Annotated in this window: 18 protein-coding genes and 3 tRNA genes; 12 read left to right on the forward strand and 9 right to left on the reverse strand. The window is 35.0% G+C overall.

Annotated features, from left to right (window positions below):
- Positions 1-111 precede the first annotated feature (111 nt).
- The 4 genes from E0F89_RS04725 to E0F89_RS04740 all read left to right on the forward strand — a co-directional run bounded on the left by E0F89_RS04725 (position 112) and on the right by E0F89_RS04740 (position 3,976).
- Complete coding sequence (locus E0F89_RS04725; protein WP_131908707.1) at positions 112-1,056, forward strand: zinc metalloprotease; 945 nt, start codon at positions 112-114, stop codon at positions 1,054-1,056.
- Between the two features lie 75 nt (positions 1,057-1,131).
- Entirely contained in the window at positions 1,132-2,223 is a 1,092-nt protein-coding gene (locus E0F89_RS04730; protein ID WP_131908708.1) for an AI-2E family transporter, read from the forward strand.
- 2 nt (positions 2,224-2,225) lie between these two features.
- Positions 2,226-3,407, forward strand: coding sequence for a class I SAM-dependent methyltransferase (locus E0F89_RS04735; RefSeq protein WP_131908709.1), 1,182 nt, complete (start codon positions 2,226-2,228; stop codon positions 3,405-3,407).
- A 2-nt stretch (positions 3,408-3,409) separates the two neighbouring features.
- Positions 3,410-3,976 (forward strand): hypothetical protein, encoded by a 567-nt coding sequence (locus E0F89_RS04740; RefSeq protein WP_131908710.1) that lies wholly within the window; start codon positions 3,410-3,412, stop codon positions 3,974-3,976.
- Position 3,977: 1 nt separating this feature from the next.
- Here the strand turns inward: E0F89_RS04740 and E0F89_RS04745 are convergent, their stop codons facing one another.
- From E0F89_RS04745 to E0F89_RS04760, 4 genes are all read right to left on the reverse strand, one after another.
- Positions 3,978-4,637 carry a M15 family metallopeptidase gene (locus E0F89_RS04745; RefSeq protein ID WP_131908711.1) on the reverse strand — a complete coding sequence of 220 codons (660 nt, stop codon included), beginning with the start codon at positions 4,635-4,637 and terminating at the stop codon, positions 3,978-3,980.
- Between the two features lie 92 nt (positions 4,638-4,729).
- Positions 4,730-4,803: transfer RNA gene (locus E0F89_RS04750), tRNA-Arg, on the reverse strand.
- 22 nt (positions 4,804-4,825) lie between these two features.
- Positions 4,826-4,900, reverse strand: a tRNA-Pro gene (locus tag E0F89_RS04755).
- Positions 4,901-4,917: 17 nt separating this feature from the next.
- Positions 4,918-5,001 (reverse strand) — tRNA-Ser (locus E0F89_RS04760).
- A gap of 228 nt (positions 5,002-5,229) precedes the next feature.
- On the opposite strand from E0F89_RS04760, the gene E0F89_RS04765 reads away from it, so the two are divergent.
- Together E0F89_RS04765 and E0F89_RS04770 are read left to right on the forward strand one after the other, a co-directional pair.
- Entirely contained in the window at positions 5,230-6,408 is a 1,179-nt protein-coding gene (locus E0F89_RS04765) for an acetyl-CoA C-acyltransferase (protein WP_131909346.1), read from the forward strand.
- Positions 6,409-6,479: 71 nt separating this feature from the next.
- Complete coding sequence (locus E0F89_RS04770; protein WP_131908712.1) at positions 6,480-7,241, forward strand: C40 family peptidase; 762 nt, start codon at positions 6,480-6,482, stop codon at positions 7,239-7,241.
- Between the two features lie 55 nt (positions 7,242-7,296).
- Here E0F89_RS04770 and E0F89_RS04775 read toward each other — a convergent pair whose 3' ends face one another.
- Complete coding sequence (locus E0F89_RS04775; RefSeq protein ID WP_131908713.1) at positions 7,297-8,565, reverse strand: tetratricopeptide repeat protein; 1,269 nt, start codon at positions 8,563-8,565, stop codon at positions 7,297-7,299.
- A 49-nt stretch (positions 8,566-8,614) separates the two neighbouring features.
- Complete coding sequence (gene gyrA, locus E0F89_RS04780) at positions 8,615-11,236, reverse strand: DNA gyrase subunit A (RefSeq protein WP_131908714.1); 2,622 nt, start codon at positions 11,234-11,236, stop codon at positions 8,615-8,617.
- A gap of 256 nt (positions 11,237-11,492) precedes the next feature.
- Here gyrA and E0F89_RS04785 point away from each other — a divergent pair, with 256 nt between their 5' ends.
- From E0F89_RS04785 to E0F89_RS17065, 3 genes are all read left to right on the forward strand, one after another.
- The gene (locus E0F89_RS04785; protein WP_131908715.1) at positions 11,493-14,039 is read left to right on the forward strand and encodes an ATP-dependent Clp protease ATP-binding subunit; all 2,547 of its coding nucleotides are present in this window, start codon (positions 11,493-11,495) and stop codon (positions 14,037-14,039) included.
- A 137-nt stretch (positions 14,040-14,176) separates the two neighbouring features.
- The gene (gene rimK, locus E0F89_RS04790) at positions 14,177-15,547 is read left to right on the forward strand and encodes a 30S ribosomal protein S6--L-glutamate ligase (protein ID WP_131908716.1); all 1,371 of its coding nucleotides are present in this window, start codon (positions 14,177-14,179) and stop codon (positions 15,545-15,547) included.
- A 64-nt stretch (positions 15,548-15,611) separates the two neighbouring features.
- On the forward strand, positions 15,612-15,761 hold the full coding sequence (locus E0F89_RS17065) for a YetF domain-containing protein (protein ID WP_165929978.1): 150 nt from the start codon (positions 15,612-15,614) through the stop codon (positions 15,759-15,761).
- A gap of 171 nt (positions 15,762-15,932) precedes the next feature.
- Here E0F89_RS17065 and E0F89_RS04795 read toward each other — a convergent pair whose 3' ends face one another.
- The 3 genes from E0F89_RS04795 to hutH are packed head-to-tail and all read right to left on the reverse strand — an operon-like array spanning position 15,933 to position 19,518.
- The gene (locus tag E0F89_RS04795) at positions 15,933-17,279 is read right to left on the reverse strand and encodes an inorganic phosphate transporter (RefSeq protein ID WP_131908717.1); all 1,347 of its coding nucleotides are present in this window, start codon (positions 17,277-17,279) and stop codon (positions 15,933-15,935) included.
- Between the two features lie 30 nt (positions 17,280-17,309).
- Positions 17,310-17,954 (reverse strand): DUF47 domain-containing protein, encoded by a 645-nt coding sequence (locus tag E0F89_RS04800; protein WP_131908718.1) that lies wholly within the window; start codon positions 17,952-17,954, stop codon positions 17,310-17,312.
- Positions 17,955-18,003: 49 nt separating this feature from the next.
- Positions 18,004-19,518 carry a histidine ammonia-lyase gene (hutH, locus tag E0F89_RS04805; RefSeq protein WP_131908719.1) on the reverse strand — a complete coding sequence of 505 codons (1,515 nt, stop codon included), beginning with the start codon at positions 19,516-19,518 and terminating at the stop codon, positions 18,004-18,006.
- Between the two features lie 641 nt (positions 19,519-20,159).
- Between hutH and thrA the strand changes: the two genes are divergently transcribed.
- The 3 genes from thrA to thrC all read left to right on the forward strand — a co-directional run bounded on the left by thrA (position 20,160) and on the right by thrC (position 24,987).
- Positions 20,160-22,607: a bifunctional aspartate kinase/homoserine dehydrogenase I gene (gene thrA, locus E0F89_RS04810; protein ID WP_131908720.1), complete on the forward strand. Its 2,448-nt coding sequence runs from the start codon at positions 20,160-20,162 to the stop codon at positions 22,605-22,607.
- Between the two features lie 84 nt (positions 22,608-22,691).
- Positions 22,692-23,612 (forward strand): homoserine kinase, encoded by a 921-nt coding sequence (locus E0F89_RS04815; protein ID WP_131908721.1) that lies wholly within the window; start codon positions 22,692-22,694, stop codon positions 23,610-23,612.
- 85 nt (positions 23,613-23,697) lie between these two features.
- Positions 23,698-24,987, forward strand: coding sequence for a threonine synthase (gene thrC, locus E0F89_RS04820; protein ID WP_131908722.1), 1,290 nt, complete (start codon positions 23,698-23,700; stop codon positions 24,985-24,987).
- The last annotated feature ends 147 nt before the right edge of the window (positions 24,988-25,134 follow it).

Consider the following 25,134-nt stretch of genomic DNA (forward strand, 5'->3'; position numbering starts at 1 on the left):
ACCATGATTTTAAAGAAAAATTATTTTTAATCAGATGTCAGTCAAGCTACTTTATTAGATGCAAAAAGCACAAAACATTTAACCAAAACTTTAACATATTATAAATTTACTATGAAAAAAATTCTTTTATCTGCAGCTGCATTAGTAATGCTTTTTGCTTGTCAAAATGAAACAACAGAAAATGCTCCCTTAGCTGAAGCGGCTTCGAAGCGTGGTTGCGCATCTCAAGAAGTGCTTGCTGCCCAAATGAAGGCTGATCCAACATTAGCTTTAAGAATGAATAAAATTGAAGCTTTTACTGAAAAAGCAATGTTATCCGGACGTTTGGTAAATGGTAAAGTAGAAATTCCAGTTGTAGTAAATGTATTGTACAGAACTACAGCAGAAAATATTTCGCTGGCACAAATCCAATCCCAAATTGACGTATTAAATAAAGATTTTAATGCTGCAAATTCTGATTATAATTCAGTTCCGGCAGCATTTTCAGGAGTAAAAGCAAATGTTGGAATTACATTTGTATTACAAAGTGTAAAGAGAAGATATACGTCTACAACATCTTGGTCTACAGACGATGCGATGAAAAGATCAACATACGGAATCGTTCCAACTACACCGACAACAGTTTTAAACATGTGGTCTTGTAATCTTGGTGGCGGTATTCTAGGCTACGCTCAATTTCCAGGAGGTGCATCATCTACTGATGGAGTTGTAATGGATAACAATGCATTTGGTACTACCGGGTCGGTAACAGCGCCATTTAATCTTGGAAGAACAGCTACTCACGAAGTAGGTCACTGGATGAATTTACGTCACATTTGGGGTGATGCAACTTGTGGAACTGATTATGTTTCTGATACACCTACGCACAACACTGCTAACTATGGTGTTCCAGCTTATCCTCATTATAGCACTTGTAGTGGAACTCCAGTAGAAATGACAATGAACTACATGGATTACACAGATGATAGAGGAATGTATATGTTCTCTAACGGACAGAAATCAAGAATGGCTTCAATTTTCCTTTCAGGCGGGTCAAGAGCAAGCTTCGGAATATAATTTTTTAAGTTTTTAGAATTCAAAACTCGCTACTTGTTAGCGAGTTTTTTTATATTTACAATCTAAAATAAAATCATGATTACATCAAAAACCATTTCAAATGGAATTCTCAAAGCATTACTTACTCTGGTTTTTTGTGGCTTAGTATTGTACTTTCTTTTTCAAATTCAATCTGTATTAATTTATCTTATTGTAGCATTCATACTTACACTGATAGGAAATCCAATTTTGGACTTTTTCAAAAAACGATTAAAGTTCAATCATATCTTTGCAACCATAGCAACTTTGTTTATTTTCGTATTAATTACATTCGGTTTTATCATGATGTTTGTTCCGCTGATTTTGTCTCAAGGAGCAAATCTTTCGCTTCTCAACACGGCTGAAATTGAAGAAAATATAGTCCGGTTAATCAATCAGATCACAGTATTTTTAGACAATCATCAAATTGATTCGGCAAAAGTTTTACAAGAAGCGAACATCACTTCCAAAATAAATTTCAACTTCATTCCTAACTTTTTAAATACAATTTTAGGCACAATTGGTAATTTTGGCGTAGCATTAGGTTCGGTTTTATTTATTACTTTTTTCTTCCTGAAAGACCGGTTAATGTTCATTTTAGGAATAAAAAAACTGATCCCAAATAGTCATGAAGATCAGATTTTACATTCTTTAGGAAAAATAAACTACTTGCTTTCACGCTATTTCATTGGCTTGTTGATACAATTATTCATTGTATTCATTTTATACCTAATTGTACTGTTTATTTTTGGAGTTCCAAATGCTATTGTTATCGCCTTTTTATGTGCGGTTTTGAACATTATTCCATACATTGGTCCGCTTATCGCCTCCTTTTTAGCGGCAGTATTAACCATGTTAAGCAATTTGGGAAGTGACTTCCAATCTGAAATCTTACCGACTACCATCTATGTTTTAATAGGTTTTTGGCTTGTTCAAATTATCGATAACAATTTTTCGCAGCCAATTATTTTTTCAAAAAGTGTAAGCTCACATCCGTTAGAAATATTTCTTGTAATCCTGATTGCAGGTTTCCTTTTCGGAATATTAGGTATGATAGTCGCCGTACCGTTATATACCATAATTAAAGTTATGGGCAAAGAATTCTTTCCTGAAAACAAAATCGTCCAACTGCTAACTAAAGATATTTAATTGTGAATGTCTTGATTTTGAACACCGAAATACAAGCTTTTATCGATGCAAATATTGGTAAAAGCATTTCGCAATTGGCGCTTCAAAAAAATCCATTTCCGAATGTGGAATGGATTTCTATTTTAAACCAAATTGAAGCCAAAACAAAAGCCGCATTCAAATTGCCTAATTGGTTTTCGACCGACAATATTATTTATCCAAGTAAAATTTCAGTAGAACAAACTTCATCCGAAAAAACCGCAGCCTATAAATCTTCAATTGTATCAGGTGAAACTTTAATCGATTTGACTGGAGGTTTTGGAGTTGATGATTATTATTTTGCAAAAACAATTAAACATGTAACACATTGCGAAATCAATGTCGAGCTATCAGATCTTGTAAAACACAATTTCAAGCAATTAAAAATTTCCAACATTACTTGTTTTGTGGGAGACAGTTTGGAAACTTTAAAAACTTTGAATACAAAATGGGATTGGATCTATATTGATCCTTCCAGACGAAATGATGTTAAAGGTAAAGTATTCATGATCAAAGATTGCTTACCAAATGTTCCTGAAAATCTTGATTTTTATTTTCAAAAATCAGTTGCTGTTCTCATAAAAACTGCGCCACTACTTGATATTACTGCGGGTTTATTGGAATTAAAACACGTTAAAACGATTCACATCGTAGCTTTAGAAAATGAAGTAAAAGAATTGGTTTGGGAACTGCATAAAAATTACAGTGGAAATGTAAACATCAAAACCGTTAATATTGGAAAAGACAAAAATGATATATTTGATTTTATTTTAAACACGGATTCTAAATTTCCAAATTTTAGTTTACCACAAAAATATTTATATGAACCCAATAGTGCCATTATGAAATCAGGTGGATTTGATTGTGTAGCGATCTATTTTAATTTAAATAAATTACACAAACATTCCCATCTTTACACTTCAACTGAACTAATACCTTTTCCGGGACGCATATTTGAAATTCAAAATACATTTCATTACAACAATGCGGAAATGAAAAGTAATTTAGAAATGACCAAAGCAAATATCACCACCAGAAATTTCCCGGATAATGTGGAAAATATTCGAAAAAAATGGAAAATAAAAGATGGTGGAAATACGTATTGTTTTTTTACAACCGATGTTAACAATGCTAAAATAGTTATAATTTGTACCAAAATAAATTAAAAATGAAATCTACACTTGTAAGTTTATTAATCCTATTCAGCATTGCCTCCTTTGGTCAAAAAACATGTGATTACAGCGTCAATGTGACGGATTCGATAGGGTCATACAAATCAACTGCAGCGTATATGATCAGCGAGAAAAATTTTGGAGGAAATTCCAATTACATTTTTTATTCTTTGGCTTTAACAGATGGGATGCCGACTTTAACTGTGCAATTGATCCAAAAGAGTAAGGAATTTATTAAAGCGAATTGTTTTGATAAAAATTCTAAGATTTATCTGCAGCTAAACAACGGAAAAATAATAACGTTGATTCATATTGATCAGGAAAATTGTGGAACGACGATTCGTGATGATGCAGGATTTGATAATAGAGTTAATTCAGGGATTTTTATGTTCATGAAGGACAGTTTTAAAGACTTAAAAAACTCTCCAGTTTCTATGATGCAGATTAAATATTCAACGGGTACAGAAGATTATGTTTTAAAAAAAGAGTTTAAATCGGAATTGGACAATAAAATTTACAATCCTGAAACATATTTTATTAATACTATAAAATGTATCGAATAGTTTAATTACAGTCCCACCTAGCATTTGAAATTTTATCATTTAAACCTGCCTTCAGATTGTAATGCCACCATTCGGAATCAAAAGAATTGAAGCCAGAATTAGTCATTACTGTTTTTAATAATTCTCTGTTTTGTTTGATTTCTGATGAAACATTTGGATAATTGTGGCTTGCCTCTACTCCAAAAAAATCAAATTCTGTTCCCATATCCAATTCTTTTCCATTACCATCTACAAGGGTGATATCTACCGCTCCTCCTCTGTTGTGAATGGAGCCTTTAGCCGGATTAGCGACATATTCAGGATTAGATATAATTTTCCACATTTTTTTCTGAATATCCAGTGGGCGATAGCAATCAAAAATTTTGATTTTAAGGCCTTTTTTCATGAATTGTTTATTCACTTCAACAAGTGCAGTAACGGTTTTTAAACGCAAAAAACATTCGGCACAGTCATACACTTTTGCTTTCAGGAAATTATCTGAAGTTGCATATTTCATATCGTATATAAAATCTTGACTGTACTCTTTTAAATTCACAAATGTAGTATCGTTGATAATTGGAGTATTTTTTTCTTTAGTATCAGATATGACAGTTTGCGATTTGCATGAAACAATACAAAAGACAGAGCAAAGAATCACAAAAGGTTGGAAGTAAGAAAACATAAATACTTTTTTTTATAAAAATAAAACAATTAAAGGGATTTCATCACGTATAAAAACAAAAAAACCGATACTAAAAAAAGTATCGGTTTTTGTGAAGGCAGAAGGATTCGAACCTTCGACCGCCTGCTTAGAAGGCAGGTGCTCTATCCAGCTGAGCTATGCCTCCATTGCTCGTGTAAAAAAATTAGTCGGGGTGGCAGGATTCGAACCTGCGGCCTCCTGCTCCCAAAGCAGGCGCGATAACCGAGCTACGCTACACCCCGAAAAGCAAATTATAAAGCGGAGGGACAGGGACTCGAACCCTGGCACCGATTGCTCGATGACAGTTTAGCAAACTGCTCCATTACCACTCTGGCACCCCTCCAAGCTCAAAGAAACGTGTCCTGTTTTGCGGTTGCAAATTTAAGACATCTTTAGACTTCTCACAACTATTTGAAGGCTTTTTTTCAATCTTTTTTATCATTTTTATAAAAAAGCTTCACAATCAAACATATAGAATAAAAATAAATTTAAAAAAGATAAACTCAGTATCAAAATATGAAATTGTATAAAAAAGTTTAAATTTGCTGTATAAACTAACATTATGAAAGTCATGAACAAAAGAGTTGTTATCGTTTCTGCCGTTAGAACACCTATCGGAAGTTTTATGGGGGGTTTGTCTACAGTTACCGCTCCAAGATTAGGTGCAGTAGCCATTAAAGGTGCTTTGGACAAAATAAAATTAGATCCAAATTTAATTGATGAAGTATTTATGGGCAATGTAGTTCAAGCTGGCGTAGGACAAGCTCCTGCCAGACAAGCTGCAATTTTTGCCGGTTTACCTAATACAGTTGCCTGCACCACAGTAAATAAAGTATGTGCTTCAGGAATGAAGGCAGTTATGTTGGGCGCGCAGGCGATTCAATGTGGCGATGCTGAAATTGTAGTTGCTGGTGGTATGGAAAACATGAGTTTAATTCCACATTACATGCATTTAAGAAATGGAACTAAATTTGGCCCTGCAACCATGATTGACGGAATGCAGAAAGATGGGCTTACTGATGCATACGATAACAGCGCTATGGGAGTGTGTGCTGACTTATGTGCTTCAGAGTATAATTTTACCCGAGAGGATCAAGATAATTACGCAATTCAATCCTATGAACGTAGCGCAAAAGCGTGGGATTCCGGAAAATTTGACAATGAAGTTGTTCCTGTTCCTGTACCACAAAGAAAAGGAGACCCTATCATCGTTTCTAAAGATGAGGAATTCACAAATGTGAAATTAGATAAAATACCATCTTTGAATGCCGTATTTACCAAAGACGGAACTGTAACTGCAGCCAATGCCTCAACAATAAACGATGGAGCTGCGGCAGTAATCCTAATGAGTGAAGAAAAAGCAATCGCTTTACGAATAAAACCTTTGGCCTATATCAACGGATATGCGGATGCGGCGCAAGAGCCAAAATGGTTCACTACAAGCCCCGCAAAAGCGATTCCAAAAGCATTAGAAAAAGCTGGAATATCAATCAATGATGTGGATTATTTTGAATTCAACGAAGCATTTGCCGTTGTAGGTTTAGCTAATTCAAAAATTTTAGGGTTAGATGACAGTAAAGTAAATGTAAATGGTGGTGCGGTATCTTTAGGACATCCTCTTGGTTGTTCAGGAGTGAGAATCATAGTTACATTATTAAATGTTTTAGAACAAAATAATGGTAAAATTGGCGCTGCAGCAATTTGCAACGGCGGCGGCGGTGGATCAGCAATTGTAATTGAAAAAGCGTAAATAATTATAAGTTATGAGTTGTGAGTTTTAGTACTTGTAACTCATGATTTTTAACTCGTAAATAAACCTAAATGTTCGGAATTTGTAATCTAGCCATAATCCCGCTTCGCATTGAGCCCAGTGACAAAAGCGAAATAGTCTCTCAAGTTTTGTTCGGTGAACATTTTGAAATTTTAGAACAGTTAAAACAATGGTCCAAAATCAAAATGCAATACGACGGTTATGAAGGCTGGATCGATTCTAAGCAACTACAAATGATTTCTGAAGCCAGTTTTTATCAATTATCTGATGAAGCCATTATTCTTAATGCTGATTTGATAGAATATATAACAGGTCCCAATAATGTACTGATACCTATTCCTCTTGCCTCTTCGGTATCATTTATAAATCATAATGATATAAATATCTCAAATTTTGATTTTGAAGGAACTAAAACCAGCGGCGAGAAAACCAAAGAAAATTTGATTAATACTGCGTTTATGTATTTAAACGCTCCCTATCTATGGGGAGGAAAAACGCCTTTTGGCATAGATTGTTCCGGATTTACACAAATGGTCTATAAATTAAATGGGTATAAACTACTGAGAGATGCTTCGCAACAATCAGCGCAAGGTGAAGCTTTAAGTTTTATCGAAGAAAGTGAACCCGGAGATTTAGCTTTTTTTGACAATGAAGAAGGCAACATAATTCATGTAGGAATTATTATGGATGATAATTATATTATTCATGCCAGTGGTAAAGTCCGTGTAGACCGATTAGATCACTTAGGGATATTTAATGCAGAAATTAATAAACACACTCATAAATTGAGAGTAATCAAAAAAATTATATAAAAAAAACCTATCAAGAATAAGATTCGAGATAGGTTTTATAATTTGAAAACAAATTTTACATTTTTGCTTTAAGTGCTTTATATTCTGCAGTCATTTCTAATGCGTTATACACATTCAAAAGTGTTCTGCTAACTTCTACATTTTTTGGCTCTAATTCTACCGCCTTTTGAAGATAAGGAATTGCGCTTTTGAATAAATTTTCTCTTTTCGTTTTCAATTCATCATAGCGCTTCATATCTTTAGTAGAGGTGCCCAACTTATTCATTTCATCAATAATTACTTTTTCATTCTCTAACTTTAATGCGGCTAAATTAATATAAGCGTTAACGTATTTCGGATCTATCGCTATAGTCCTAACGTAATATTTTTCAGCTTCTGCTTGATTTTTTGCATTCGCACTTAATACGCCTAAGTTAAAAACTAAATCAGCATCATTAGGATTTTTTACCAATATCTCAGCTACTAACTTTTTGTACGTTTCGAAATCTTTTGTTTCTAAATAAAGATTCGCCTCAGTTAAAATTAAGGAAGTGTCTTCCGGATTTGCACTTCTAGCTTCGGCAATTGCTTTTTTAGCCTCTACCGTTTGTCCTTTATCAACTAAAATTAGAGCCATGTTTTTGTAAATTTCGCCTCTCTTTGAAGGGATAGCTTCATTTCGTGGCTTCTCATGGGTTCCTAATTTAACAACTCTGTCTCTTTCTGCAGGAGTTAGGAAAAAATCTTCTTCTGTAGTTAGTTTATTAACTGCAAAATAACTCGTTCCTTTTCCAGAATAATTTAAGGCTTTTAAATCGTTATAGAGTTTTAATGCTGCATCATATTCATTCGCATTTACATAAGTAGAAGCTGCATAATATAAATTTATGGTGTCTTTTGTATCTAACAAATAAGCGTCATATAGCTTTTTTGCAGCAATTCCGTGTTTTTGTATTTTAGAATCCGCAATTGCAGCATTAATCAACTTAAATTTAATATCAGTAATTGAAGCTGCCGCCTGACTGGAAAATTTAACCTTTCCTGAAGTTTTTTCAGCTAAAATTAAATCCTGGTATGCTTTTGCTGCAAATGAAAGATTTGAGTCAGTATCTATATTTTTATTCGCTAAATCCAATAAAGCATTTCCTTTCAGGTAGAAAAATTGTGCTCTTTCAGCTTCTCCTGCATTTGCTATTAACGATTCTGCTCCCATTAAAATAGTCACCGCTTCCTGCGATTTGCCAGCTTTCATGGCTTTTTCCGCAGCTTTAATTTCATTTTTTTGAGCAAAAGTAGCTACTGATATCAATAACGCTGATGCTAGTATTGCATATTTACTTTTCATATTGTAAAAATTTTTATTTAATAATTATTCTTAGTTCTCTAATTTTTATTTAAGCTTCGTCATCTGAATCATCTTCTTCAGTTTCATCCTCAATTTCCTCTTCTTCAGAGTCATCTTCGTCTTCATCGTCTTCGGTTCCATCTTCTTCAAGTACTTCTAAAACCGGTTTCACTCGTTCGATAGCTTCAGTTTCTATAATATTGCCTTCTTCGTCAACAACGACTTCAGCCACATCGTCTTTCATTACTTTTGTAACTGCCGCAATCGAATCATTTCCTTTGATATTGATCAGTTTCACTCCTTGCGTGGCACGTCCCATCACTCTCAAATCTTCAACCGCCATTCTGATTGTTAATCCCGATTTATTAATAATCATCAAATCATCGGCATCTGTAACTGCATTTATCGAAATCAATTTACCTGTTTTTTCGGTAATATTTAAGGTTTTAACTCCTTTACCACCACGATTTGTGATTCGGTACTCATCAAGGCTGGAACGTTTTCCGTAACCATTTTCGGCAACAACTAATATTTCACTGTTCATGTCATTTACAGTAACCATGCCAATTACTTCGTCCGTATCATCTTTCAATGTTATTCCACGTACACCGGAAGCTGTTCTTCCCATCGGACGAGTTTTAGTTTCTTCAAAACGAACTAATTTACCTGATTTTACTGCCAAAATAATTTGACTTTCCCCATTGGTTAATTTCGCTTCCAATAGTTCATCACCCTCTTTGATCGTAATTGCAGCAACACCATTAACTCTAGGTTTAGAATATTTCTCTAAAGATGTTTTCTTAACCTGACCTTTTTTGGTTACCATAATAAGGTTATGGCTTTTTATGTAATCTTGATCTTTTAAATCTTGCGTACAAATAAATGCTTTTACTTTATCATCGCTTTCAATATTTACCAAGTTTTGAATTGCTCTACCTTTAGCGGTTTTACTTCCTTCCGGTATTTCATAAACACGCATCCAAAAACATTTTCCTTTTTGAGTAAAGAACATCATGTATTGATGATTGGTTGCTACAAACATGTGCTCTAAGAAATCCTGATCTCTTGTTCCTGCACTTTTTTGTCCAACTCCACCTCTATTCTGAGTTTTGTATTCCGTAAGATTCGTACGTTTAATGTAACCTGCATGCGAAATGGTAATTACAACATTTTCATCGGCAATTAAATCTTCGATACTTACATCACCACCGGAATACTCAATTTGAGAACGACGCTCATCTCCATATTTATCGCGGATTTCTGTCAATTCTTCTTTAATTAAAGCAATTCTTAAATTAACATCTGCCAATAAAGCTTTCAAATGCTCTATTAACTTCATTATTTCGTCGTATTCCGTTCTTAATTTATCTTGTTCCAGACCTGTCAATTGACGCAAACGCATTTCTACGATCGCACGAGATTGAATATCAGACAAATTGAATCTTTCGATTAATTTTTCTCTTGCTTCTTCGGTACTTTTTGAAGCTTTGATTAAAGCAATTACTTCATCAATATTATCCGAAGCAATGATCAAACCTTCTAATATATGTGCTCTTGCTTCTGCTTTTTTCAATTCGAATTGCGTTCTGCGTGTCACCACATCATGACGGTGTTCGATAAAATAATGAATCAGATCTTTCAGATTCAACATTTGCGGACGCCCTTTTACAATGGCAATATTGTTTACACTAAAAGAAGATTGTAATTGTGTGAATTTATAAAGTGTATTCAAAACCACGTTAGGCGTTGCATCACGTTTTAAAATATAAACGATACGCATCCCGTTTCTATCCGATTCATCGCGGATATTTGCAATTCCATCTATTTTTTTATCATTTACCAAATCAGCCGTACGTTTAATCATGTCTGCTTTATTGACTTGATAAGGGATTTCGGTTACGATAATGCATTCTCTTCCGTCCACTTCTTCAAAACCAACTTTAGCACGCATTACAATACGTCCTCGACCGGTTTTAAATGCTTCACGAACGCCTTCATATCCGTATATAATACCACCAGTAGGAAAATCAGGAGCTTTTATATGCGTCATCAACTCGTCAATTTCAATATCAGTATTGTCCATGAAAGCTAACGTACCGTTGATCACCTCTGTTAAATTGTGAGGCGGCATATTTGTTGCCATACCTACTGCAATTCCTGTGGCACCATTTATTAATAAGGTAGGAACACGAGTTGGCATTACTGTCGGTTCTTCTAAAGTATCGTCAAAATTTAATTTAAAATCAACTGTCTCTTTATCTATATCAGCCAATATTTCTTCTGAAATCTTACGCATTCTAGCCTCCGTATAACGCATCGCTGCAGGACTGTCGCCATCCACAGACCCAAAATTACCCTGACCATCAATCAACAAATAACGCATACTCCATTCTTGAGCCATACGCACCATTGCATCATAAACAGAGGTGTCACCATGTGGGTGGTATTTACCAAGAACTTCCCCGACAATTCTTGCTGACTTTTTATGAGCCGATCTGGAGTTAACACCCAAATCATGCATACCGTAAAGTACTCGTCGATGTACTGGTTTCAAACCATCTCTGACATCTGGAAGTGCTCTTGATACAATTACTGACATCGAATAATCGATGTAAGCTGTTTTCATTTCATCTTCAATGTTAATAGGAATTAACTTTTCTCCTTCAGACATAAGTTGTTATATTAAATAATTATATTAGTTTCAAAACGTGCCAATATACACCTTTTTGAAATTTTTAACCCAATTTTAAGTCACTTATTTCAACGATTTATTAACAAATTAAACTTCGCCTTTCGTTAATAATTTAAGGGAAATTTAACTTTAATATTATGATTATTTTTGTCTCTTAGCTGACACGACTTCTTATAGGAATGGTTTTTGTTTTTCTATCACTAATTCACTAAATTTACGATATCAAATATATATTATGGATGATAATTTTTCACCAAGAGTAAAAGACGTTATTACTTACAGCAAAGAGGAAGCTTTGCGATTAGGGCACGACTTTATAGGAACTGAACACTTAATGCTGGGTATTTTAAGAGACGGAAACGGAAAAGCAATTCAAATATTGAATAACCTGGATGTTGATTTGGACCATTTGCGCAGAAAAGTAGAGATCTTAAGCCCAGCAAGTCCAAGTGTTGAAATAAATGTTGAAAAGAAAAACCTACACTTGACACGACAAGCAGAACGAGCCTTGAAAACCACTTTTCTTGAAGCAAAAGTATTTCAAAGTTCTTCAATCAGCACTGCACACTTATTGTTGTGCATATTACGAAACGAAAACGATCCAACAACCAAGCTACTGAATAAACTTAAAATTGATTATGACGTAGCTAAAGAACAATATCTAAACATGACGCCAAACGAAGAAGATTTTATAGAAAACTTGCCGCGAAACGAATCGTACAACGACGATTCAGGACAAGATGACAGTCTGAAAGAAGGAACTTTCAACAATCCGGCCAATAAATCCAATAAAAAATCGAAGACTCCTGTTTTAGATAATTTCGGAAGGGATTTAACAGAAATGGCCGAAGAAGGAAAATTAGATCCTGTTGTAGGACGCGAGAAAGAAATTGAACGTGTTTCTCAAATTTTGAGCCGTCGTAAAAAAAACAATCCATTACTTATCGGGGAACCCGGAGTGGGAAAATCAGCTATTGCCGAGGGTTTAGCGTTGCGAATTATTCAGAAAAAAGTATCGCGCACTTTATTCAATAAACGAGTGGTCACTTTGGATTTGGCCAGTCTTGTTGCGGGTACAAAGTACCGTGGACAATTTGAAGAACGCATGAAAGCGGTCATGAATGAACTCGAAAAAAACGACGATATCATTCTATTTATAGATGAAATCCACACTATTGTTGGTGCCGGTGGCGCAACAGGTTCGTTGGATGCATCGAATATGTTTAAACCAGCATTAGCTCGTGGAGAGATTCAATGTATTGGTGCAACAACATTAGATGAATACAGACAATATATTGAAAAAGACGGTGCACTGGAAAGACGTTTTCAAAAAATTATCGTGGAACCTACGTCAGTTTCTGAAACGATTACTATTTTGAACAACATCAAAAACAAATACGAAGACCATCACAATGTTACCTACTCACAAGAAGCAATTGAAGCATGTGTGAAATTAACAGACAGATATATGTCCGAACGTTTCTTGCCGGACAAAGCTATTGATGCATTAGACGAAGCAGGTTCTAGAGTTCATATTACCAATATTGAAGTTCCTAAGCAAATTTTAGATCTCGAACGTCAATTAGAAGATGTGCGTGAATTGAAAAACGTTGTGGTTAAAAAACAAAAATACGAAGAGGCCGCTAAACTCCGAGATGATGAAAAACGCATCGAAAAAGATTTGGCCGTTGCTCAAGAACAATGGGAGGAAGATTCCAAAAATAACAGAATAGAAGTTACCGAAGACAATGTTGCCGATGTAGTTTCCATGATGAGCGGGATTCCGGTAAATCGTATCGCGCAAACTGAAAGTAATAAGTTAGCAAAGCTACCAGAACTAATTGAAAATAAAGTTATTGGACAAAAGGAAGCTGTCTTGAAAATTGCCCGTTCGATACAAAGAAATCGTGCCGGACTAAAAGATCCAAATAGACCGATAGGTTCATTTATCTTCTTGGGACAAACCGGTGTGGGTAAAACCCAGTTGGCGAAAGTATTGGCGAAAGAATTATTTGACTCTGAAGATGCGCTGATCCGTATTGACATGAGTGAATACATGGAAAAATTTGCGATTTCTCGTTTAGTTGGAGCGCCTCCGGGATATGTAGGTTATGAAGAAGGTGGCCAATTAACAGAAAAAGTTCGCAGAAAACCATATTGCGTAGTTTTATTGGATGAAATTGAAAAAGCGCATCCCGATGTTTTCAATATGTTATTACAAGTTTTGGATGATGGTTATTTAACAGACAGTTTAGGCCGAAAAATCGATTTTAAAAATACCATAATCATCATGACTTCGAATGTTGGAGCCAGACAATTGAAGGATTTTGGACAGGGTGTTGGTTTTGGAACGGCTGCCAAAGTAGCTCAAGCTGATGACAATTCGAAAAGCATTATTGAAAACGCGTTGAAAAAAACTTTTGCTCCTGAATTCCTTAATAGAATTGACGATGTAATTGTTTTCAATGCATTAGAAAAACATGATATTGATTTGATTATCGAAATCGAATTGAAAAAATTATTCGCTCGTGTTGCTGAATTAGGCTACCAATTGAATCTTTCTGATAAAGCGAAAGCTTTTATCGCTGATAAAGGTTTCGACAGACAATTTGGAGCAAGGCCATTAAAAAGAGCCATTCAGAAATATGTTGAAGATGCACTTGCTGAAGAGATTATCACTTCAAAAATTGCCTCAGGTGACGAAATTTTCATGGATATTGAGGAGGGAGCTCAAGAATTAACAGTACAAGTCCATAAGGCTGGCGAGCCAACCAATCTGTAAAGTATACATTCAAATCTTGAAATAAACCCGTTACGTTTTTATAACATAACGGGTTTATTCTTTACATCAAATACGCTTTTTTTAAAAACAAATATTTACATTTGATTTTTATACAAAAGGTTTAATAAAATTAATTTATGTCAGATAAAAAAATAATTCTTGGTAGTGAAGAATGGTGTTCTTTTCCAGAATTAGGAATTCCTACGATTAAAGCCCGCGTGGATTCGGGTGCAAAAACATCAGCTTTACATGCTGTAAACATTGCTCCATTCATTAAAAATGAAAATAATTGGGTGAAATTTGACATCAACCCGATACAAAATAATCAGAAGACTGTAATACATTGTGAAGCGCCGCTTGTTGACAAGCGCATCGTTAAGAGTTCCAGTGGTTTTAGAGAGCAGCGCTACGTTATTCAAACAAATCTTCAAATTGGCAGTTCTCAATGGCCAATAGAAATGACGTTGACTAATCGAGATTCCATGGGTTTTCGAATGCTTTTAGGCCGTGAAGCCATGAGCGGAAGAGTTCTTGTTGATCCCGAACAAAAGTATCTTTTAGGACAACCTACAACCGCTACACTAAAAGATTTATATAAGAATTCTGAGAAAGCGACTGCCGGTTTGCGAATCGGGCTTTTGGCCAGTAATCCTGAATTATACAGCAATAAGCGTATTATGGAGGCAGGAGAGATGCGTGGCCATGAAATGCACTTTCTAAATATCAAGGAATGTTATATGAAACTTGATGCAAAAACGCCTGAAATCCATTATCGCGGTGGTAAAATACTTAATCAATTTGATGCTATTATTCCTAGGATCAGACCCAGCATTACTTTTTACGGCTGTGCATTGACCAGACAATTTGAAGCACTAAATGTTTTTTGCTTAAATTCATCTAACGCAATTACACAATCTCGTGACAAATTATATTCATTGCAGTTACTGCTGCATAGCGGTATTGACATCCCAACCACCGGTTTTGCAAATTCTCCATTAGATACAGATGATTTGATTAAAATGGTGGGAGGATCTCCTTTAATCGTAAAACTTCTTGAAGGTACACAAGGAAAAGGAGTCGTATTGGCAGAGACAAAAAAAGCAGCTGAAAGTGTTATAAATGCTTTCAAAAGTTTAAATGTCAACATATTAGTGCAGGAATTCATAAAAGAAGCAAACGGGAAAGATATTCGGTGTTTTGTGATTGATGGAAAAGTCGTTGCAGCTATTCAACGTGAAGCAATGCCAGGTGAATTTAGAGCCAATATCCATCTTGGTGGAACTGCATCAATTATTAAAGTTACCGCTGAAGAAAAGCGCATCGCCATAAAAGCAACGAAGGCAATGGATCTTAAAGTGGCAGGGGTAGATATTATTCGCTCAGCCAAAGGACCTTTATTACTGGAAGTAAATTCGTCCCCGGGACTTGAAGGAATTGAAGGCGCTACCAATAAAGATATAGCTGGAGAGATGATAATAGCGATTGAAAAGAATTTTAAATTAAAATAGCAACCACTAGCCATTTACAATCCATTAAGAAATTTAGAAATTCTAACTTTAAAAAAAAACGCATATGTCCATCCATAACAGGAATTTGGATTTTAAAGTATTAGAAAAATTAAATATTTCTTCCGATGAATTAAAAAAGGCCATGCGTGAAGAAGGAATCGAATTTTTCAAAGATGTTAAATTGGCAATAAATAAAAGCACACGGAAATATTAATAGTACATGCGGTGAAAACAATCTTCGTCAATCCCATTGTAACAGAGAAATTAGAACAAAAGTTATTAGAATTTAAACTTCATTCTTAATTTTTTTAAAGTGCTACAATATCTTAAATGCATAAGAAACCATTCTCAGTGAGAATGGTTTTTTTATAATTGATAATTAGCATTAAATAAAAATACTGAAAACATAGTATATAATTGCCGCCAAAACAGCTGAAATTGGAATGGTTAAAACCCATGCCCATAATAAACTTACGGTCATACCCCATCGCACTGCTGAAACTCTTTTAGTTAGTCCAACACCAATGATAGACCCGGTAATTGTATGCGTGGTACTTACGGGCACTTTAAAATGTTCCGTAAAATATAAGGTCAATGCTCCTGCAGTTTCCGCAGCAACACCTTCGAAAGAAGTTACTTTTGTAATTTTTGACCCCATTGTTTTTACAATTTTCCAACCACCACTCAAAGTACCTGCAGCAATTGCGGAGTAACATGCCAGCGGAATCCAGTCTGGCATTTTGAAAGCTCCATTTTCATCTGGAAGAACCACATCTAACCAATCCGGTAAGCTTTCCTGTGCGATACCACTAGTTTGAATGTAAACAGTTACAGCCGCAGCTATAATACCCATTACTTTTTGGGAGTCATTTCCACCATGCCCTAAACTAAAAGCAGCTGATGATAATAATTGCATTTTCTTTAACCAATACGTTGACTGATAAAGATTTAAACTGCTAAAAATCAGGCAAAAAGAACTTATTGACAAAACAATAAACGCAACTAAAAACCACTTAATATTGTGTGATTCAAATACAACACTCCAAAAATGGGAGTCGAAACGTGGTTTCTTAATTTCCTCAAAGTACACCATCTGACTTTCCACAAACCAAATAGTTAGCAGCATTAATCCAGCTGTAAAAATTTTAGGATAGATACTTCTTTTAGAAGCATTAAGAAGCCAAATAGAGATTAAGTACGACATTAAAGCACCGATTAAAGGAGCCAAAACAATAAAAGCAACAATAATTAAAACCCCAGAAGGGAATCCACCATTTTTTCCTGCGGTATACCAGTTTACAGTATCATACCAATATGCTGTATGAATTTCTGTTCCTTCAACTACTTCGTAGCCAAAAAAACCATGAACCGCAATCGCATGAGCAATGGCCGCTCCTGCAAATCCTCCAATAAGAGTATGAGAGGAACTGGATGGAATTCCTTGCCACCAAGTAAACAAATTCCAAATAATTGCAGCTATAACTCCAGCAAGGATCACAACCAAGTCAATTTCCAAAGTATTGGCAGTTTTTGCGACTGTATCCGCGACCCCAAAACCAAAAACCCAATAGGCCAAAAAGTTAAAAAAAGCTGCCCAGACTACTGCTTGAAAAGGACTTAAGACTTTTGTGGCAACAACAGTAGCTATAGCATTGGCAGCATCATGAAAACCATTGATGTAATCAAAAATTAAAGCCAGCACAATAATAACTATAAGTAGAGTAAATTCCATATTTATAATTTCAGAATAAAACCGATTGAATTAAGAATGTTTTACAGAAATTGATTCTAAAACACTCGCTACACTTTTACATTTATCAGTTGCAGTTTCTAAAACTGACAATACTTCTTTGTACTTGATAATGTTTTTTGCATCAGTTTCATTTTCAAATAAATCAAGAACTGCTTTATCATAAACATTATCTGATTTATTCTCTAACTTATTAATCCGAAGACAAGCATCTGTAATGATTTTCATTTTTTTCAAATCTCTCAATTCTCTTACCGCAACATCAATGTTTTGGCATGCTTCAAGATTAATTTCGGTCAATTTTCTGATAGATTTTGTAATTTTATCGACTTGATACAATCTCATTCTACTTGCTGCACCATGAAGATTTCCGGCAACATTGTCTATTGAACTTATCAATGAATAAATATCTTCTCTATCGAATGGAGTGATAAAATTTCTGCTCAATTCAAGGTTAGTTTGACGCGTTATATCCTCCCCTTTTTGCTCTAGAACATCAATTTTCTGAAAGAGAACTTCACGCTCTTTCAACGGAAGGTTTACTGCGTCATGCAAATTAATAGCAATTTCAATTAAATTACTTGATGCTTCTTCAAAGAGTGGAAAAAATTTCTTGTCTTTAGGAACCAAAAATTGGAAAAAATTATTTATATTCATCTTATTAAAATTTAGTCCGGCAAAATTACTTCATTATTACCTGCTAATGTTAAGCCATTGTTAACAAATCATTTTCTATTTGAAAAGTATTCAGGAAACAAACTGTCTTTTCGATGTCATAATGTAAAATCCTGTCTTCTTTAATCACGGGAACTTCTTGGCGATACGCCAGTAAGAACATTTCAATAAAATCACTTGATAGTAGTGGTCTTCTGTATTCAATGGCCTGCGAAGCACTCATCAATTCGATAGCTAAAATGCGTTCCAGATTATCCAAAACGCGTAATGCTTTGGTAGCAGCATTTGCTCCCATACTGACATGATCTTCCTGCCCGTTGCTGGAAACTATACTATCCACACTAGCGGGAGTTGCCAATTGCTTGTTTTGGCTCGCAATGCTGGCGGCTGTGTATTGAGGAATCATCAAACCAGAGTTCAAACCCGGATTATCGACTAAAAACGCCGGAAGATTTCGAGTTCCTGAAATCAACTGAAAGGTTCTTCGCTCAGAAATACTTCCCAATTCCGCCAATGCAATCGCCATGAAATCCAGTGCCAAAGCTAACGGCTGGCCATGAAAATTTCCTCCGGAAAGGATTTGATCGCTTTCAATGAAAATATTAGGATTATCTGTCACCGAATTGATTTCTGTTTTAAACACTTTTTTGACATAATCAATCGCATCTTTTGAAGCGCCATGAACTTGAGGAATGCATCGAAACGAATAAGGATCTTGCACATGATTTTTAGGCTGTTCCATAATTTCGCTTCCTTCAAGAAATCCTTTTATGCGCTTGGCTGTTACAATTTGTCCTTTGTGAGGTCTAATAAAATGAATTAGTTCGTTGAAAGGTTCAATTCTTCCGTCAAAACCCTCCAAAGAAATTGTTCCTATCAAATCAGCCAAATAAGAAAATTTACTGACTTTCATCAGAATATGCGCTCCATAGGAACTCATAAACTGCGTTCCGTTTAACAAAGCCAACCCTTCTTTTGACTGTAAAACAATAGGCTCCCAATCAAAATGTTTCAAAACTTCGCTCGAATGCACTTTCTTTCCTTCAAAATGCACCTCGCCTTCTCCTAATAACGGTAATGATAAATGGGCCAGAGGCGCTAAATCACCTGAAGCTCCCAGCGAGCCTTGTGTATAAATTACCGGTAGAATATCATTATTATAAAAAGCAATCAAGCGCTCTACTGTTTGTATTTGAATTCCGGAATGTCCGTAACTTAAGGATTGGATTTTAAGCAACAACATCAACTTTACAATATCGATCGGCACTTCCTCACCCGTTCCGCAAGAATGAGATTTTACTAAATTTTCCTGTAGTTTTGATAGGTTCTCGTTGGATATTTTCACATTACAAAGCGATCCAAAACCTGTATTTATACCGTATATGGGTTCTGAATGAGAAGCCATTTTTTTGTCTAAATAATCCCTGCATTTTTGAATATTTACTTTAGCTTCTTCAGAGAGTGCAATAGATTTATTTTGTACAATAATTTCCTGTAAGACATCAAAATTCAGCAATGCAGTACTTACATAATGTATATTGGTCATTTGTATTTTATATTTAATGGGTAAAATTCAGTAAATCTATATTAATACACAACATTTATTGCTGATCATTTAATTTTTGAAGCGAAAAACATATTAAAGCTACATTTCCTTAAACCTTTAACAAACCAGCGTGGAAAAGTAATATTGTTTGTTGCCCAAATAATGTTAGAAATTACAGCACAATAAGGTTACGTGCCAGTTATTTAGATCCATTACAATAAATTAAAATTCACGGAAATAATTTAATTAAAGTGATGAAATGAAATAGTAAAGATTTTTAACATTTTGCATTTATAAGAATAGCTTCAATTTATACCTCCAAAATTAAACAATATACAATTATGGTCTATATGCAGCTGAATTATTAAAATATTCGCAAAAACGCATTTATAAGAGCACTCTATTTCTAAAAAACTGTACTTTTGATAAACAATTATGATAGAAAATAGGACTACATATTACTCTTCGATAACAGCTCAAATTTGGGTTGTTATTCCTGTTATATCTATCGCTACAACAACTACAACCCCTGTGGGGTATATACTTTACATATAATCCTATTTTTGTATTTTTTTCTTTAAAAGGAAAAGATACCACATATATAATAGTGTTTCCTTTTTTATAAAATAAATACAAACAAGATGAAAGTATTAAAATTTGGCGGAACTTCTGTAGCCAATGCGCAAAATATAGAGTTAGCCTTAGCAATAGTTCAAAATCAGGCGAAACATGATCAGCTGATTGTAGTGGTATCTGCACTCAGCAAAGTAACCGATTTACTTCAGCTAGCCTCAGTTACAGCTGCGTCTAATAACGATAGTTATAAAGAGATTGTAGCTGATATTGAGAAAAGACATTTAGATGCTTTGAAAGAATTAATTCCTGTAAACGAGCAAAGCAGTTTATTGAGTCATATTAAAAGAATTATAAATCATCTTGAAACCCTGCTGGATGGTTGCTTTCTATTGGGAGAACTTTCTCCTCGAACTTCTGACACTATTTTAAGTTTTGGTGAATTATTATCTTCTTATATTTTTGCGGAGGCACTCAAGCAAAATATGAAAAATTGCAGTTACAAAGACAGTCGTGAACTGATAAAAACAGATAATCATTTTAGCAAAGCGGCGGTGAATTTTGAAGTTTCAAATCAGTTAATTAGTGATTTTTTTGCTTCAAATGAGAGTCAGGTAGTAATTATGCCTGGTTTCATCTCATCATCAATAGACGGTATAAACACTACACTAGGTCGCGGTGGCTCTGATTATACAGCTGCAATTTTAGCAGCAGCACTGGATGTAACTAATCTGGAAATATGGACCGATGTCAACGGAATGTATACCGCAAATCCAAAAATCGTAAAGCAAGCGCAGCCCATCGCTTCTATTTCCTATCAGGAAGCGATGGAATTATCTCATTTTGGCGCCAAAGTTTTGTTTCCTCCAACTATTCAGCCCGTTTTGCGGAAGAACATTCCAATACATATCAAGAATACTTTTGAGCCAGAAGCAGAGGGAACTTATATTTCAGAACAAACCATTTCAAATACAAATCCCGTAAAAGGAATTAGTCATATTGAAAATATTACATTAATCACACTTGAAGGTTCCGGAATGATTGGGGTTTCAGGCTCATCGAAACGACTATTTGAAGTATTGTCGCTTAATGATATCAACGTTATATTTATTACTCAAGCTTCGTCTGAACATTCTATCTGTATCGGAATCTTAAATAATGATGCCGAAATTGCGGAAAAGGCAATCAACGAAGCATTTGAAATTGAAATTTTGCAACATAAAATTGAGCCATGCATTATCGAAAAAAACCTTTGCATCATTGCATTAGTGGGCGAAAAAATGAAAAATCATCAAGGATTAAGTGGTAAAATGTTCAGTACCTTAGGAAAAAATAACGTCAATATTCGTGCGATTGCACAAGGGGCTTCCGAGAGAAATATATCAGCTGTAATCAATCAAAGAGACGTCAACAAAGCACTAAATACACTGCATGAACGATTTTTTGAAGACAATATCAAACAGCTGAACTTGTTTGTAATGGGCGTTGGGAATGTAGGGGAGAAATTTATCGATCAAATTAGTCAACAAAACAAATTCCTAAAAGATAACTTGAAGATAAACCTTCGCGTAATTGCTTTATCTAATTCTCGAAAAATGCATTTTGACGTCGATGGAATCGATTTAAAAATGTGGCAATCTGTTTTAGATAACGGAGAAGCTGCAGACAAAGAGTCCTTTATTGAAAATGTAAAAGAGCTAAATTTACGAAATAGTATTTTTATAGATATCACAGCTAATGAAAGTATATCTAAAACATATGAAAAATTTTTAAAACAGAATATCGCAGTAGTAACTTGCAACAAAATTGCTTGTTCCTCTGCATATGATTCTTATAAAAACCTGAAAAACTTATCGCGAAAATACAATTCTCCCTTCCTTTTTGAAACTAACGTTGGGGCTGGATTACCAATCATCGACACGGTAAAAAACTTGATTGCATCAGGTGACAAAGTCAATAAAATTCAAGCAGTTTTATCGGGAAGTTTGAACTTTATTTTCAATAATTTTGATGAAAACAACACTTTCCATAACGTAGTTAAAGAAGCTGGAGTTCAAGGATTTACCGAACCAGATCCAAAAATTGATTTGAGTGGAGTTGATGTTGCCCGGAAGATACTAATCTTGATACGAGAAAGTGGTTATAAAATGGAAATTGAAGAAATTGCCAACGAATCTTTTATGCCTGCTGAATGTTTGGATACCACTTCAAATGAAGCGTTTTTCGAATCCTTGCAAACACATGCAGTTCATTTTGAGACTATTTATCAAGAAGCGTTGAGCAAAAATTCTCGTTTGAAATACGTGGCGCAATTCGAAAACGGAAAAGCGAATGTTGGTTTACAATTCATTCCCAAAGACCATCCTTTTTACAATTTGGAAGGAAAAGACAACATCGTATTATTCTTTACAGATCGTTATGTGGACCAACCTTTATTGATAAAAGGTGCCGGCGCAGGAGCTGCAGTTACCGCATCAGGAATATTTGCTGATGTCATTAGAATTGGAAACGTATAAAAATAGTTTAAAGTTTTCTTTGTTTAAAGTTTCAAGTTCTACAACTGGCAACAACTTTAAACTTTAAACCTGAAATAAAACAACATGAACGAAATAAAAATATTTTGCCCCGCCACTATCGCCAATCTTTCCTGCGGATTTGATGTCCTTGGACTTTGTTTAGAAACTGCGGGTGACGAAATGATTATTCGAAAATCAAACATAAAAGGGATTCGCATCACTAAAATTGTGGGTGCCGACTTGCCTTTGGAAACCGAAAAAAATGTTGCCGGAGTATCCGCTTTGGCGATGCTGGAAGCGGTAGAAACCGAATTTGGATTCGAAATAGAAATATATAAAAATATCAAAGCCGGAAGCGGAATTGGCAGCAGTGCCGCTAGTTCGGCTGGGGCAGTTTTTGGAATCAATGAATTATTGGGACGTCCATTCACCAGAAAAGAATTGGTTTTATTCGCGATGCAAGGCGAAAAACTAGCCAGCGGAAACGCTCATGCTGATAACGTTGCTCCTGCCCTTTTGGGTGGCTTTACGCTGGTGAGAAGTTCGAATCCGTTGGATATTATCAAAATAGAAAGTCCTTCGGAATTGTACGCCACCGTGATTCATCCTCAAATTGAGTTAAAAACTTCAGATGCGCGTTCGGTATTGAAACAAACCGTTTCCTTGAAAAGTGCTATTACGCAATGGGGAAATGTGGGCGGATTAATTGCCGGATTATATACCAAAGATTATGATTTGATCGGACGTTCGTTGCACGATGAAATCGTAGAACCGCTGCGCTCTGTTTTGATTCCCGGATTTGATTTAATCAAGAAAACAGCCTACGAAAACGGAGCTTTGGGTTCCGGAATTTCGGGTTCCGGTCCTTCGATTTTTGCTTTAAGCAAAGGAGAGGAAACCGCTGATAAAATCGCAAAAGCCATGAGCGCAGTGTACGACGAAATGAATTTACCGTATGAAATTCACGTTTCTAAAGTCAATGATGAAGGAATAAAAATTATTTAAGAATTATGATTAATGATTTTTGATTATAGATATAAATCTTGTTGCGAAAAAATCAAAAATAAAATATCTTCAATCAAAAATACAAATGAAATATTACAGTTTAAACCACAAAGCACCCAATGTTTCTTTTAAAGAAGCCCTTATCAAAGGACTAGCCACTGATAAAGGTTTGTATTTCCCGGAAACAATAACTCCTTTAGCTCCAACTTTTTTTGATGCAATTGAGAATATGAGCCATGAAGAAATTGCTTTTGAAGCGATTCAACAATTTGTGGGCGATGAAATTCCTGAAGAAACCTTAAAGCATATCATTGCCGAAACTTTATGTTTTAATTTTCCAGTTGTCCAGGTGGAAAAAGACATTTATTCCCTAGAATTGTTTCATGGTCCAACAATGGCTTTCAAGGATGTAGGCGCGCGTTTTATGTCACGTTGTTTGGGTTATTTCAATAAAGATAATAAAAACAGTAAAAACACTGTTCTTGTAGCGACTTCTGGTGATACTGGTGGTGCTGTAGCCAGCGGTTTTCTTGGTGTGAAAGGCGTTGAAGTGATTATCCTTTATCCATCGGGAAAAGTGAGCGATATTCAGGAACGCCAATTGACTACTTTAGGTCAGAATATTAAAGCGCTGGAAGTAGATGGTGTTTTTGATGATTGTCAGGATATGGTGAAAAAAGCATTTTTGGATGAAAGTCTAAAACATAAAAACCTGACTTCAGCAAATTCTATTAATATTGCGCGCTGGTTGCCACAAATGTTTTATTTCTTCTTTGCGTATAAAGCCTTAAAGAAAGAAAACAAACCAATAGTTTTTTCTTGTCCAAGCGGGAATTTTGGAAATATTTGCGCAGGTATTATTGCTAAAAAATTGGGATTGCCTATCGAACATTTTGTAGCTTCCACCAATGTAAATGATACGGTTCCGAGATTTTTAGAAAACGGCATTTACGATCCGATGCCTTCAATCGCCACAATTTCGAATGCGATGGATGTCGGAAATCCAAGTAATTTTATCCGAATTCAGGAAATGTACCAAAATGATTTGGAGCAGTTCAAAAAAGATTTTTCTTCGTTTACGTTCTCTGATGCAGAAACGATTGAAGCCATGAAAACCATTTACAATACCGAAGGATACATTGCTGAACCACACGGGGCTGTTGGATACCTGGGATTAAAAAAAGAATTACAAAATCATCCGACTGCGATTGGTATTTTCTTAGAAACCGCTCACCCAATTAAGTTTTTAGACACCGTGGAACAAACATTAAACGTAAAACTGCCGATTCCAACACAAATTGAAAGTGTTTTAGGAAAGGTAAAAGTAAGCGTAAAAATTAAAACTTATGAGGAATTGAAAGTGTTTTTGGGATAAAAATTTAACGAATATTTTAAAATACAAACCGACTGAGAAGTAATTTTCAGTCGGTTTATTATTGTGGCAATTCGTCAGATTTTTTTTATAGTTAAATTAGCTTTTTGAGAGTAAATTTGTTAGGTTTGTTGAGGATAAAAAACAAAA

The sequence above is a fragment of the Flavobacterium caseinilyticum genome, assembly GCF_004349085.1.
In the GTDB taxonomy this organism is placed as follows: domain Bacteria; phylum Bacteroidota; class Bacteroidia; order Flavobacteriales; family Flavobacteriaceae; genus Flavobacterium; species Flavobacterium caseinilyticum.